The sequence below is a fragment of the Nocardia farcinica genome (assembly GCF_029867845.1).
Classification (GTDB): domain Bacteria; phylum Actinomycetota; class Actinomycetes; order Mycobacteriales; family Mycobacteriaceae; genus Nocardia; species Nocardia farcinica_A.
The window spans coordinates 1-11,994 of record NZ_JARWRU010000648.1; the positions used below are offsets into that span (position 1 = coordinate 1).

An 11,994-nucleotide genomic window follows, 5' to 3' on the forward strand; every position below is an offset into this window, starting at 1 on the left:
CGCCCCCCCATTATCGCGGGGGCGGGGTGTCTATTTTTCATCTGTGCGCCCCCCGGGGCGGCCACCGCCCGCTCCAGCAGGGCCGTGCCGCGACCCTTCGGACCGATCGCGATCGGCACCACCGACCCACCCACGAGGCACACCTCCTCCGCGCCGCCGGGCGCGCCGACGGCGAATCACTCGTCGCCCGCCCGGCATCCGAGCCGGCCTCTCCGCGTCCGCTGACCGAGCCTGCCGCAGTCCGGCGGCCCGGTCCAGAGTTGCGCTCAGCTCGAGCCGGTCAATCGCCGGGCTGTTCCGGTTCCTCCTCGATCCGGTCCCGGTCGGCCCATTCGAGCAGCTCGTCGATGAGGAAGACCGCGGCGTCGATCCCGGCGTGCAGGTCGCCGAGTTCGGCATAGCGGGCAGGCACGGTGCGCATCGTGAAATCGCGGGGATCGATCTCCGGGATCTCCGACCAGCGCACCGGTGTGGAGACCGTGGCCTCGGGCACGCCGCGCACCGAATAGGCGGCCGCGATGGTGTGGTCGCGGGCGTTCTGGTTGTAGTCGACGAACAGCATCCTCGGGTCGCGATCGCGCCGCCACCAGGTCGTCGTCACGTCCTTCGGCGCGCGGCGCTCCACCTCCCTGGCGAAAGCCAGCGCGGCGCGGCGCAATTCGGTGAACGACCACTCCGGGGCGATGCGGACGTAGACGTGCAGGCCACGCCCGCCCGAGGTCTTCGGCCAGCCGGTCGCGCCGAGTTCGCCGAGCACTTCCCGCACCACTCCGGCCACCCGCCGCACCCGCGACCACGGGCAGTCCGGCATGGGATCGAGGTCGATGCGCCACTCGTCGGGCCGTTCGGTGTCGGCCGCGCGCGAGTTCCACGGGTGGAACTCCACGGTGCTCATCTGAACGGCCCACGCCACCTCGGCCAACTCGTGCACACACAGCTCGTCGGCGTGGCGGCCGTAGCGCGGAAAGGAGACCCGCACGGTGTGCACCCAGTCCGGTGCGCCCGCGGGTAGCCGCTTCTGATGCACCTTCTCGCCCGCCAGCCCCTTCGGGAAGCGGTGCAGCATGCAGGGGCGCTCGCGCAACGCGTTGACGATGCCGTCGCCGACGGACAGGTAGTACCGCACCAGGTCGAGCTTGGTCGCCCCGGTCCGGGGGAAGTAGACCCGATCCGGGTTCGTGACGCGTACCCGATGGGCGCCGACGTCGAGTTCCACCGCCGGGGCCGCCGACTTACCGGCCATCTCTGCGACCCTAGCGCCCCGGCCGGAAGATGTGGCCGAAGACCGGTTCCGTCGCGCGCCAGGGGCTGGTATGCATGTGGCATGAGCGAGGCTGCGCATGTCACGGTGACTCTGGACCCCCAGGTCGCGGCATGGGCACGAGCCGCCGCCGAGCGCCAGGACCGCAGTCTGTCCGAGGTCGTCAACGCCGCCCTGCGCACCGCCTTCGTGCGGGACAGTCTGTCCGAATTGCCCGTGGACGAGGAAGCCGAGCAGGCCGCCGCGCGCGCGGACGTCGACATCGCCGAGCAGGCGGCCGCCGACGCCAGGCGACGTTCGCGCGGGGCCGCATGAAGCGCGGCGAGATCTGGACCTACACCCCCGCACTGAGCGACGGCACCCCGCTGCCGCGCCGGAGCACCGTGGTGCTGGTCTCCGACCCGGCTGTCATCGGCTCGCCCTACCGGTGGGTCCACGTGGTCCCGGTGGTGCAGAACGATCCCGGCCACGTGCTCGGTGTCTACACCGACTACGGCTGGGTGGACGCGCTCGAACTGCACCGCGCCTACCGTCCGTGGCTGAGCACCCACGTTGGCATGCTCACCGCCGAGGAGACCGAAGCCCTCGACGCCAGCCTCCGCGCGACGCTCAGTCTCTGACACGCTGGTGTGATCCGGGCACCGCGTCTGGCGTGAATCAGGTCACGCTCGCCAGCGCGAACGGCAGCACCGCGTCGGCCCCCGACTGCCGCAACGCGTGCGCGGCGACGGTGAACGTCCAGCCCGTGTCGGTCACGGCGTCCACCAGCAGGATCGGCCCCGGCGCATCGGAGAGGTCGGGCATCTCCCACGAGTCGTACAACCCGGCCACCCGGTGCGCGGAGTTCGCCGCCGAGACCGGCGGCCGGTCCCGGCGCGGGCGCAACGTGCCGAGCGGCCGCAGCCTGCCCACCTCGGCGAGCCGGGCGGCCAGGCTCTCGGTGAGCACCGGGTGCTGCTCGGAGGGCATGGCCAGCACCGAACTCGGCCGTACCGCCCAGTCCCACTCGCGCAACACCGCGATGCACGCCTCGAAGACGGCGTCGGGCACCGGGCCGTCGGGACCGTCCAGCAGCGCGCGCAGCCGTTGCCCCCAGCCCAGATCCGTGAGTCTGCCCAGCACCCGACCGGTGTCCGCGCCCGCGCTGATCTTCCCCGAGAGCGGCACGCCCAGCTTCGCCATGCCGGTCGGCCACTGCTTGCGCGGGGCCAGGTCGATGCCGGGGCGGTCGAGCCGGGCACGGGTGGCGGCGACGGCCTCGGCGTCGACCGAGATGTCGGGGCGCTGCCCGGTGCAGTTGTCGCACCGGCCGCAGCCGGGTGTGGCGCCGTCGAGGGCGGGCAGGCTCGGATCGTCGAGCTGGCGGCGCAAGAAGTTCATCCGGCAGCCGGTGGTGTGCTGGTATTCCAGCATGGCCTGCTGCTCGACCTCACGCGCGGCGGCCAGCCGCTCGTAGCGGGGAGCGTCGTACTCCCACGGCTGCCCGGTGGCCAGCCAGCCGCCGCGCACCCGGCGCACCGCCCCGTCCACGTCGAGCACCTTGAGCACCATCTCCAGGCGGGACCGGTTCAGTTCCACCATCGGCTCCAGCGCCACCGTCGACATGGGCCGTTCGTGGTCGAGCGTGTCGAGCACCGTGCGCACGATGTGCTCGCGCGGGAAGGCCACCGAGGCGAAGTAGCTCCAGATCGCCGCGTCCTCCGGGCCGGGCAGCAGCACCACCTCGGCGCGCTCGGTGCCGCGACCCGCGCGCCCGACCTGCTGGTAGTAGGCGATGGGGGAGGAGGGGGCGCCCACGTGCACCACGAACCCCAGGTCGGGTTTGTCGAAACCCATGCCGAGCGCGGAGGTGGCGACCAGCGCCTTGACCTCGTTGCGCAGCAGTGCGTTCTCCAGCGCCTCGCGTTCGGCCGGGTCGGTCTGGCCGGTGTAGGCGGCGACGTGGTGGCCGTGGGAGTTCAGCACGTCGGCGAGGTCGTGCGCGGCGGCGACGGTGAGGGTGTAGATGATGCCCGAGCCGGGCAGCCGGTGCAGGTGCCCGCTCAGCCAGGCGGTGCGCCGCACCGCGTCGTCGAAGCGGACCACCGACAGGTGCAGCGACTCGCGGTCGAGGCTGCCGCGCAGCACCATGGTGTCGGTGCCGATCTGGGTGGCGACGTCGGTGACCACCCGGTCGTTGGCGGTGGCGGTGGTGGCCAGCACCGGGACGTCGGAGCCGAGGTCGGTGACGAGGGTGCGGATACGGCGATAGTCGGGCCGGAAGTCGTGACCCCAGTCCGAGACGCAGTGCGCCTCGTCGATCACCACGAGCCCGGCGTCGGCGGCCAGCCGGGGCAGCACCTGGTCGCGGAAGTCGGGATTGTTGAGCCGTTCGGGGCTGACCAGCAGCACGTCGATCGCGCCGTGGGCGACCCGCTCGTGGATCTCGTCCCACTCGGTGACGTTGCCGGAGTTGATGGTGGCGGCCACCACCCCGGCGCGCTCGGCCGCCGCCACCTGGTTGCGCATCAGCGCCAGCAGCGGGGAGACGATCACGGTGGGACCGCGCCCGGCCAGGCGCAGCAGCTTGGCGGAGATGAAGTAGACCGCCGACTTGCCCCAGCCGGTGCGCTGCACCACCAGGGCCCGTTGCCGCCGCACCACCAGCGCCTCGATGGCGGTCCACTGGTCCTCGCGCAGGCGGGCGTCGGGCCCGGCGAGTTCGCGGAGCAGTTCCTCGGCCCGCTCGCGCAGGTCGGGTGCGGTGAGGTCGATCGCTGGACTTCCGCTCGCCGTGGTCACGGAACCCATCGTGCCCCACCCCGCCGACACCCGACAGCCCGCCGCCCCGCGGGATGTGGACATCGAACGATCCACATGCCGCGGGGCGGTCGCGGGTCAGCCCTTGACGCAGAGCACCTGCCGCAGCGTCGCCACCACGTCGACCAGGTCGCGCTGGGCGTCGATGACCTCGTCGATGTTCTTGTAGGCGGCCGGGATCTCGTCGAGCACCCCGGCGTCCTTGCGCGACTCCACGCCCTCGGTCTGCGCGACCAGGTCGGCCACGCTGAACTGGCGCTTGGCGGCGTTGCGGCTCATCCGCCGCCCCGCGCCGTGCGAGGCCGAGCAGAACGACTCCGGGTTGCCCTTGCCGCGGACCACGTAGGAGCGGGTCCCCATCGAGCCCGGAATGAGCGCCAGGTCGCCCTCGCCCGCGCGGACCGCGCCCTTACGGGTCACCAGCATGGGCGTCTTGTCGATGATCTCCTCGGCCACGTAGTTGTGGTGGCAGGAGATCGGCACGTCGAAACGCACCTCGCGGGACGGGAACTCCTCGCGCACCGCCTGGCACACCAGCGCCAGCATGACCGCCCGATTCCGTGCGGCGTATTCCTGTGCCCAGGTCAGGTCGTGCCGGTAGGCCGCCATTTCCGGGGTGTCCGCCAGGAACACCGCCAGATCCCGGTCGACCAGATTCTGGTTGTGCGGCAGCGTGCGCGCGATCTCCATGTGCCGCTCGGCGATTTCCTTGCCGATATTGCGGCTGCCGGAGTGCAGCAGGATCCACACCTGGTCTTCGGTGTCCAGGCAGACCTCGATGAAATGGTTCCCGCCGCCCAGGGTGCCCATCTGCTTGTGCGCCTTGGATTCCCGCGGCGCGACCCGCTCGTCGAGTTCACCGAAGCGCTTCCAGAACCGGTCCCAGCCGGAGCGCAGCGTGTCGGTGGTGATGCCCGACGAACGCGCGGCCAGCGATCGCACCGGCACCTCGGCGGTGTGCGCGGCGAAGCCCACCGGCACCGCCGCCTCGATGCGCGCCCGCAACGACCGCAGGTCGTCGGGCAGATCGGCGGCCGTCAGGTCGGTGCGCACGCTCTCCATGCCGCAGCCGATGTCGACGCCGACCGCCGCCGGGGCGACCGCGTCGCGCATGGCGATCACCGAGCCGACCGTTGCGCCCTTGCCGAGATGCACATCCGGCATGACGCGGACGCCGTGCACCCGTTCCAGACGGGCGATATTGCGCAGCTGCTGCACAGCCGCGGGTTCGATATCGCTCTCGTGGGCCCACATCAACGTCCGTGCCCGGGTGCCGGACAACTCGACGGGAAACATGCTTTCGATCCTTCCGAATTTCCGGCGACGGAACGGCCGCCGGCGATTTCCACGGTAAACAGCGCGGGCCGAAAGATCATTCGAATTTCTCGGGCAGTGAGCGGGGCAGCTCCTCGCGCAGCAGCGCCGCCACGGCCGCACGGTCCGGCACCGCCGCACTCGCCCCGAGAGCGGTCGTCGCCAGCGCTCCCGCCGCGCACGCCCAGCGCAACGCGTCCTGTGGTCCGCGATGCCAGGCGACCGCGAGCGCGCCGGTGAACGCGTCACCGGCGCCGGTGGGGGGCACCCCCGGCACCGCGGACCCCCGCCCCGCCAGTCGCCGGGCGGCCCGCCCGGCGGGGGGGCCGGGTGCCCTGGCGCCGGCGCCGGGGCCGGTGACCGGGCCACCGGGGCCGGTGGTGGCCACCACCGGAACCGCGATCCCCGGCACCGACAGTCGCGTGCCGTCCGGCCCGCGGTGACGGGCACCGTCGCCACCGAGCGTGGTCACCACGTGGGGCACCCCGTCCAGCACCGCGCCGAGCCGCCGTGCCTCGCCCCGGTTCACCACCGCGATGTCCACCTCGGCCCACAGCCGCGGCGCGAGCTCCCGCACCGGTGAGGGATTGAGCAGGGTGAGCGTGTCGTTGGCCCTGGCGTGCCGCAGCGCGGCCGCCACGGTCGGCACCGGCAATTCGAGTTGGCACAGCAGCACGTCGGCTGCGGCGATCACGGCCAGATCGTCGTCGGTCAGCTCGGTCATCGCCGCGTTCGCGCCGCCGACCACGATGATGCTGTTCTCCCCGCTGTCGTCCACCACGATGGTGGCGATCCCGCTCGGTCCGTCGACGGTTCGCAACCGGCCCGTGTCCACCCCGGCGGCGTCGAGCGTCTCGCGCAGCCGCGGCGCGAACACATCGGTGCCCACAGCGCCGAGGAAGCGCACCCGCCCGCCCGAACGGCTCGCCGCGACGGCCTGGTTGGCGCCCTTGCCGCCGGGCACGGTGGCGAAATCGCGGCCTGCGATCGTCTCGCCGGGCTCGGGCCGTCGTGTGACGGTGGTCACCAGATCCATGTTGACGCTGCCGAGCACCGCGATCACCGGCGCCCGTCCTGCCTGCTCCGTGCCGTCGTCCATGCCGGGAACCCAATCACGGACCGGGCGCGGGCGCGGGCGTTCGGGGGATGGAGCAGCGCGAAAGCCGTTGATACCGGTGCGTAGGCTGTACCCCATGACGGTGGAGACGACGGCCGAACTCGATGTGCGCGAAGCAGTGCACGAGGCCGCGCGCAGGGCCAGGATCGCCTCGCGCGCCCTCGCCCAGTTGACCACGGCGCAGAAGAACGACGCCCTGCACGCCGCTGCCGACACCCTCCTGGCGAACGCCGAGAAGGTGCTGGCGGCCAATGCCGAGGACATCGCCGCCGCCGAGGCGGCCGGAACCGAGGCCTCCCTGCTGGACCGGCTGCGGCTGACCGAGGACCGCATCGACGGCATCGCCTCGGGGCTGCGCCAGGTGGCCGCGCTGCCCGATCCGATCGGCGTCGTGGTGCGCGGCTCGACCCTGCCCAACGGGTTGCAGACCCGCCAGGTGCGGGTGCCGCTCGGCGTGGTCGGCATGGTCTACGAGGCTCGTCCCAATGTCACCGTCGACGCCTTCGGCCTGGCGCTGAAGTCGGGCAACGCGGCGCTGCTGCGCGGCTCCTCCTCGGCGGCCGAGTCCAACGCCGCGCTGGTGGAGATCCTGCGCGAGGCGCTGCGCGGTCAGGGCATCCCCGAGGAGTCGGTGCACCTGCTGCCCAGCCACGACCGCTCCAGCGTCACCCACCTCATCCAGGCCCGCGGCCTGGTCGACGTGGTGATCCCGCGCGGCGGGGCCGGCCTGATCAGCGCGGTCGTGCGCGACGCCACGGTGCCGACCATCGAGACCGGCACCGGCAACTGCCACGTCTACGTGCACGCCGCGGCCGACCTCGACATGGCCGAGCGCATCCTGCTCAACGCCAAGACCCGCAGGCCAAGCGTGTGCAACGCCGCCGAGACGGTGCTGATCGACACGGCGATCGCCGACACCGCCGTGCCACGGCTGACCGCCGCGCTCGAGGCCGCGGGCGTCACCATCCACGGCGATCTGCCCGGCCAGGTCCCCGCCACCGAGACCGACTGGGCCGACTAATACCTGACCCTCGACATCGCCTTTATGGTGGTCTACGGCCTCGACGCGGCCGTCGACCACATCAACACCTGGGGCACCGGCCACACCGAGGCCATCGTCACCGCCGACCTGGCGGCCGCGAACGCCTTCACCAGCCGAGTCGACGCCGCCGCCGTCATGGTGAACGCCTCCACCGCCTTCACCGACGGCGAGCAGTTCGGCTTCGGCGCCGAGATCGGCATCTCGACGCAGAAGCTGCACGCGCGCGGCCCGATGGCCCTGCCCGAGCTGACCTCCACCAAGTGGATCGTGTGGGGCGAGGGCCAGACCAGGCCCGCGTGACGCGGTAGTGAACGGTCCGGGCACGCGGTGTGTCCCCGGACGAGGAAGGAAAGACCAGTGGCCGACGCAGTACAGGAGCCGATCTTCGCCTCGGTCGACGATGTCGTCGAGCGGCTCGCCACCACCGGCTACCTGGCCGACAAGTCCACCGCCACCTCGGTGTTCCTGGCCGACCGGCTGGGTAAGCCGCTGCTGATCGAGGGGCCGGCCGGTGTCGGCAAGACCGAACTGGCCCGCGCCGTCGCCCAGACCGCGGGCGCGGAACTCGTTCGCTTGCAGTGCTACGAGGGCGTGGACGAGGCCCGCGCGCTGTACGAGTGGAACCACGCCAAGCAGATCCTGCGCATCCAGGCCTCCAGCGAGAACGACTGGGCCGAGACCAAGGCCGATGTGTTCACCGAGGAGTTCCTGCTCTCCCGGCCGCTGCTGACCGCGATCCGCCGCACCGATCCCACCGTGCTGCTGATCGACGAGACCGACAAGGCCGACGTCGAGATCGAGGGCCTGCTGCTCGAGGTGCTCAGCGACTTCGCGGTGACCGTGCCGGAACTCGGCACCATCACCGCCACCCGCAAGCCCTTCGTCGTACTGACCTCCAATGCCACCAGGGAACTGTCGGAGGCGCTGAAGCGCCGCTGCCTGTACCTGCATCTGGACTTCCCGGACGAGGAGCTGGAGCGGCGCATCCTGGCCAGCCGGGTGCCCGAGCTGTCGGCGGCGGTCTCGGCGCAGCTGGTGCGCATCGTGCACGTGCTGCGCGGCATGCAGCTCAAGAAACTGCCCTCGGTGGCCGAGTCCATCGACTGGGCCCGCACCCTGCTCGCCCTGGGCATGAACGACCTGGACGACGCCACCGTGCGCGCCACCCTCGGCGTCGTGCTCAAACACCGCAGCGACCACGAGCGCGCGCTGTCCGAGCTGAAACTGGCCTGAGATGAGCACCGGATCGTCCCCCGAGACGCCGGTGTCGCTGCGCGCCGAGCACGGCATCCCCGGTCACCTGGTCGGCTTCGTCGAGGCGTTGCGGGCGCGTGGCATCCCGGTCGGTCCCTCGGAGACGGTGGACGCGGGCCGGGTGATGACCGTGCTCGACCTGCTCGACCGCGAGGTGCTGCGCGAGGGCCTGGCCTGCGCGCTGCTGCGCCGCACCACCCACCGCGCCACCTTCGACGGGCTGTTCGACCTGTGGTTCCCGGTCGCGGTCGGTGAGCGTGCCGCCGTCGACGAGATCCCCGAGATCCCGCGCAGACCTGACGGCGAGGTGGACATCCCCGGACTCCGGGAGATGCTGGCCGACATGCTCGCCCGCCAGGACGAGGCGGCCCTCGAGCAGATGGCCGCCCAGATGGTCGAGCAGATGGGGCAGTACCAGTCCGCCCGCGGCCCCTCGTTCTCGGCCTATCAGGCGCTCAAGGACGTGCAGCCGCAGACCCTGCTGGCCAAGATCCTGGCGGGTATGGCTCTCGGCTCGGACGCGGGTGAGTTCGAGACCGAGGTGGCCCGCCGCGCTGTGCGCCAGCGGATCGACCGTTTCCGCGCCAGTGTCGACGCCGAGACCCGCAGGCGGGTGGCCGAGCGCATCGGCAAGGAGCGTGTGGCGAGCTACGGCGTAGCCCGGCAAGCCGAGGACGTCGACTTCCTGCGCGCCTCCGAACGTGAGCTGGCCGAGCTGCGGCGCGGCACCCAACGGCTGGCCAGGGTGCTGGCCTCGCGGCTGGCGGTGCGGCGCAGGCACCACCGACGCGGGGAGATCGACCTGCGACGCACCCTGCGCAAGTCCATGTCCACCGGCGGCGTGCCGATCGACCTGGTCAACAAGAAGCCGAGGCCGGGCCGCCCGGAGCTGGTCCTGCTGTGCGATGTGTCCGGCTCGGTGGCCGGCTTCAGCCATTTCACGCTGCTGCTGGTCAGCGCGCTGCGCGAGCAGTTCTCCCGGGTGCGCATCTTCGCCTTCGTCGACAACACCGACGAGGTGACCCGCTTCTTCGATGCCGACACCCAGCTCGACCAGTCGATGACGCGCATCATGACCGAGGCCGACGTGGTCGGCTACGACGGGCACTCCGACTACGGCAACGCGCTGCGCTCCTTCGCCGAGCGTTTCCCCGACGCCGTCACCAGCCGCAGTTCGCTGCTGATCCTCGGCGACGCCCGCAGCAACTACCGTGACCCCGCGCTGGACACCTTGCGCGAGCTGGTGGACACCGCCAAGCACGCGCACTGGCTCAACCCCGAGCCGGTCCACAACTGGGGGACCGGCGACTCGGCGGCCGACAAGTACCGCGACGTGATGGAGATGCACGAGTGCCGCTCGGCCAGGCAGCTGACCGAGGTGGTCTCGCGCCTGCTGCCGGTCTGACGCCGCGCGGTTAACGAAGCGAGCGCCCGGCTCGATCCTGGGACGACCGAGAGATCGTCCGAGCTCCCGGCGCTGCGCCGTGCCCGCGTTCAGAATTCCTTAAGCGGATCGTTGGCGCCGCTGGCCAGCATTCGCCGCCATGGGGAGTACGACGCCCGACGGCGTGACATCGACCGGCCGCGAGCCCGATCGGGCGGACGAGGCGACCAGACTCGGGGAACAGGCGGCGGGCCGCCTGCTGACCGCGCCACGGGAGGCCGAGCGCTACCTGCGCGCGGCGCTGGCCGCCGGGAAGGGGACGCTGGCGCCCGAGCAGCTGGCACATCTGCACGCCCAGCTGGTGACGGTGCTGTCCGGGACGACCGACCGCGAGACCGAGCTGGCCGAGGCCGCGCTCGACGCCGCCCGGCACTGGGAGGCGCTGTCCGGCGAGACCGCTGCCCATCTGATCCTGGTGGCCGCCCGCGCCCTGCACCGCGCCGGACGCCACGCCCGTGCCGTCGAACTGTTCGCTCGCGGGCTCACCGCGCCGGCGCCCTACCCGGCCCCCGAGGTGGCGGTGCTGCGCGGCCAGTACGGCCGCTCGCTGCGCCTGCTCGGCGACCACCGGGCGGCGGCCGGGCAGTACCTCGCCGCCGCGCACGTGGTCCGGGCAATGCCCGATCACCGCGAGCTGCGCGCCCAGCTCACCTGGTCGGCGGCATCCGCGCTGGACGCCTGCGGCGCCGACGGCCCGGCCGCGCTGGCCTATCTGCGGGCCGCCGACCTGTGGGGCGAGCTCGGCCGGATCGGACCGCGGGCCCGCTGTCTGCGCTCGGCGGCGTGGCTGCGGTTCTGGGCCGCCACCACCGTGGAGTCCCGGCGGCCGAGCATCGAGGCGTTGCGGGCGCTGCTGGCCGAACTCCAGGAGCACGCCGCGCACCAGCCGAGCCGGGAGATCGCCAACGAGCTGGACCACACCCGCCGCCAGCTCACCGACATGCTCGAGTGAGGCCCCGCTAAGCTCGTTGCTCATGCACGAGACAGGGTCGGCCCGCCGCAAGCTGGGTGTGATGGGCGGCACGTTCGATCCCGTCCACAACGGTCACCTGGTCGCCGCCAGCGAGGTGGCGCATCGCTTCGAGCTCGACGAAGTGATCTTCGTCCCCACCGGACAGCCGTGGCAGAAGGCGCACAAGAAGGTCAGCCCGGCCGAGGACAGGTATCTGATGACGGTCATCGCGACCGCCTCCAACCCCCGGTTCTCGGTCAGCCGCGCCGACATCGACCGCGGCAAGGTCACCTACACCGTGGACACCCTGCGGGAGATGAAGGCCCAGTACCCGGACGCGCAGCTGTACTTCATCACGGGTGCGGACGCACTGGCCAACATCCTGTCGTGGCAGGATTGGGCGGAACTGTTCGAACTGGCCAAGTTCGTCGGGGTGAGCCGTCCGGGCTACGAACTGAACACCGATCATCTCGCGGAACACCTGCGTGACCTGCCCGACGATGCGGTGACCATGCTCGAGATCCCGGCTCTGGCGATCTCCTCCAGCGAGTGCCGCCTGCGCGCCTCGCAGCGGCGGCCGGTCTGGTACCTCGTCCCCGACGGCGTGGTGCAGTACATATCGAAGCGGCACCTGTACGTGCCGGACCCCTCGGAAGGTAACTGAGTTGAACGAACACGAGCACCGCGCGGAGGTGAGCGCGTGAGCGCGTCCCCCGAAGCGATCACGATGGCCGAGGTGGCGGCGCGCGCCGCCGCCGAGAAGCGGGCCCCCCCCGTGGTCGTGCTAGACGTCTCCGAGCAACAGGTGATA

The 11,994-nt window shown here is 71.7% G+C and carries 10 protein-coding genes and 1 pseudogene; 7 read left to right on the plus strand and 4 right to left on the minus strand.

Translation table 11 applies throughout. From position 1 onward, the window contains the following. Positions 1–280: 280 nt before the first annotated feature. On the minus strand, positions 281–1,243 hold the full coding sequence (ligD, locus tag QH283_RS14315; protein ID WP_280503492.1) for a non-homologous end-joining DNA ligase: 963 nt from the start codon (positions 1,241–1,243) through the stop codon (positions 281–283). A gap of 81 nt (positions 1,244–1,324) precedes the next feature. Between ligD and QH283_RS14320 the strand changes: the two genes are divergently transcribed. Together QH283_RS14320 and QH283_RS14325 are read left to right on the plus strand one after the other, a co-directional pair. Beyond that, the gene (locus QH283_RS14320; RefSeq protein WP_280503493.1) at positions 1,325–1,576 is read left to right on the plus strand and encodes a hypothetical protein; all 252 of its coding nucleotides are present in this window, start codon (positions 1,325–1,327) and stop codon (positions 1,574–1,576) included. Continuing rightward, positions 1,573–1,881 carry a hypothetical protein gene (locus QH283_RS14325; protein WP_280503494.1) on the plus strand — a complete coding sequence of 103 codons (309 nt, stop codon included), beginning with the start codon at positions 1,573–1,575 and terminating at the stop codon, positions 1,879–1,881. Before QH283_RS14320 ends, QH283_RS14325 begins: the two co-directional genes overlap by 4 nt. Before the next feature lie 37 nt (positions 1,882–1,918). Here the strand turns inward: QH283_RS14325 and QH283_RS14330 are convergent, their stop codons facing one another. The 3 genes from QH283_RS14330 to QH283_RS14340 all read right to left on the minus strand — a co-directional run bounded on the left by QH283_RS14330 (position 1,919) and on the right by QH283_RS14340 (position 6,473). Further along, entirely contained in the window at positions 1,919–4,051 is a 2,133-nt protein-coding gene (locus QH283_RS14330; RefSeq protein WP_280503495.1) for a RecQ family ATP-dependent DNA helicase, read from the minus strand. An 87-nt stretch (positions 4,052–4,138) separates the two neighbouring features. After that, positions 4,139–5,356, minus strand: a complete 1,218-nt coding sequence (locus QH283_RS14335) for an RtcB family protein (protein WP_280503496.1) — start codon at positions 5,354–5,356, stop codon at positions 4,139–4,141. Between the two features lie 76 nt (positions 5,357–5,432). Continuing rightward, positions 5,433–6,473, minus strand: a complete 1,041-nt coding sequence (locus QH283_RS14340) for a ribokinase (protein ID WP_280503497.1) — start codon at positions 6,471–6,473, stop codon at positions 5,433–5,435. Positions 6,474–6,567: 94 nt separating this feature from the next. Between QH283_RS14340 and QH283_RS14345 the strand changes: the two are divergent. The 5 genes and pseudogenes from QH283_RS14345 to nadD all read left to right on the plus strand — a co-directional run bounded on the left by QH283_RS14345 (position 6,568) and on the right by nadD (position 11,847). Next, positions 6,568–7,833: pseudogene (locus QH283_RS14345) on the plus strand (glutamate-5-semialdehyde dehydrogenase). Positions 7,834–7,890: 57 nt separating this feature from the next. Continuing rightward, a complete protein-coding gene (locus QH283_RS14350; RefSeq protein ID WP_280503498.1) occupies positions 7,891–8,766 on the plus strand; it encodes an AAA family ATPase in 876 nt (291 codons plus the stop codon). A 1-nt stretch (position 8,767) separates the two neighbouring features. Further along, positions 8,768–10,192 carry a vWA domain-containing protein gene (locus tag QH283_RS14355; protein ID WP_280503499.1) on the plus strand — a complete coding sequence of 475 codons (1,425 nt, stop codon included), beginning with the start codon at positions 8,768–8,770 and terminating at the stop codon, positions 10,190–10,192. A 139-nt stretch (positions 10,193–10,331) separates the two neighbouring features. Next, positions 10,332–11,183, plus strand: coding sequence for a hypothetical protein (locus QH283_RS14360; RefSeq protein WP_280503500.1), 852 nt, complete (start codon positions 10,332–10,334; stop codon positions 11,181–11,183). Positions 11,184–11,205: 22 nt separating this feature from the next. Continuing rightward, positions 11,206–11,847, plus strand: a complete 642-nt coding sequence (gene nadD / locus QH283_RS14365) for a nicotinate-nucleotide adenylyltransferase (protein ID WP_280503501.1) — start codon at positions 11,206–11,208, stop codon at positions 11,845–11,847. Positions 11,848–11,994 lie beyond the last annotated feature (147 nt).

Bases quoted from the DNA above. Each gene is read 5' to 3' on its own strand.
- ligD (WP_280503492.1), bottom strand. From the start codon at position 1,243: ATGGCCGGTAAGTCGGCGGCCCCGGCGGTGGAACTCGACGTCGGCGCC.
- QH283_RS14320 (WP_280503493.1), top strand. From the start codon at position 1,325: ATGAGCGAGGCTGCGCATGTCACGGTGACTCTGGACCCCCAGGTCGCG.
- QH283_RS14325 (WP_280503494.1), top strand. From the start codon at position 1,573: ATGAAGCGCGGCGAGATCTGGACCTACACCCCCGCACTGAGCGACGGC.
- QH283_RS14330 (WP_280503495.1), bottom strand. From the start codon at position 4,051: ATGGGTTCCGTGACCACGGCGAGCGGAAGTCCAGCGATCGACCTCACC.
- QH283_RS14335 (WP_280503496.1), bottom strand. From the start codon at position 5,356: ATGTTTCCCGTCGAGTTGTCCGGCACCCGGGCACGGACGTTGATGTGG.
- QH283_RS14340 (WP_280503497.1), bottom strand. From the start codon at position 6,473: ATGGACGACGGCACGGAGCAGGCAGGACGGGCGCCGGTGATCGCGGTG.
- QH283_RS14355 (WP_280503499.1), top strand. From the start codon at position 8,768: ATGAGCACCGGATCGTCCCCCGAGACGCCGGTGTCGCTGCGCGCCGAG.
- QH283_RS14360 (WP_280503500.1), top strand. From the start codon at position 10,332: ATGGGGAGTACGACGCCCGACGGCGTGACATCGACCGGCCGCGAGCCC.
- nadD (WP_280503501.1), top strand. From the start codon at position 11,206: ATGCACGAGACAGGGTCGGCCCGCCGCAAGCTGGGTGTGATGGGCGGC.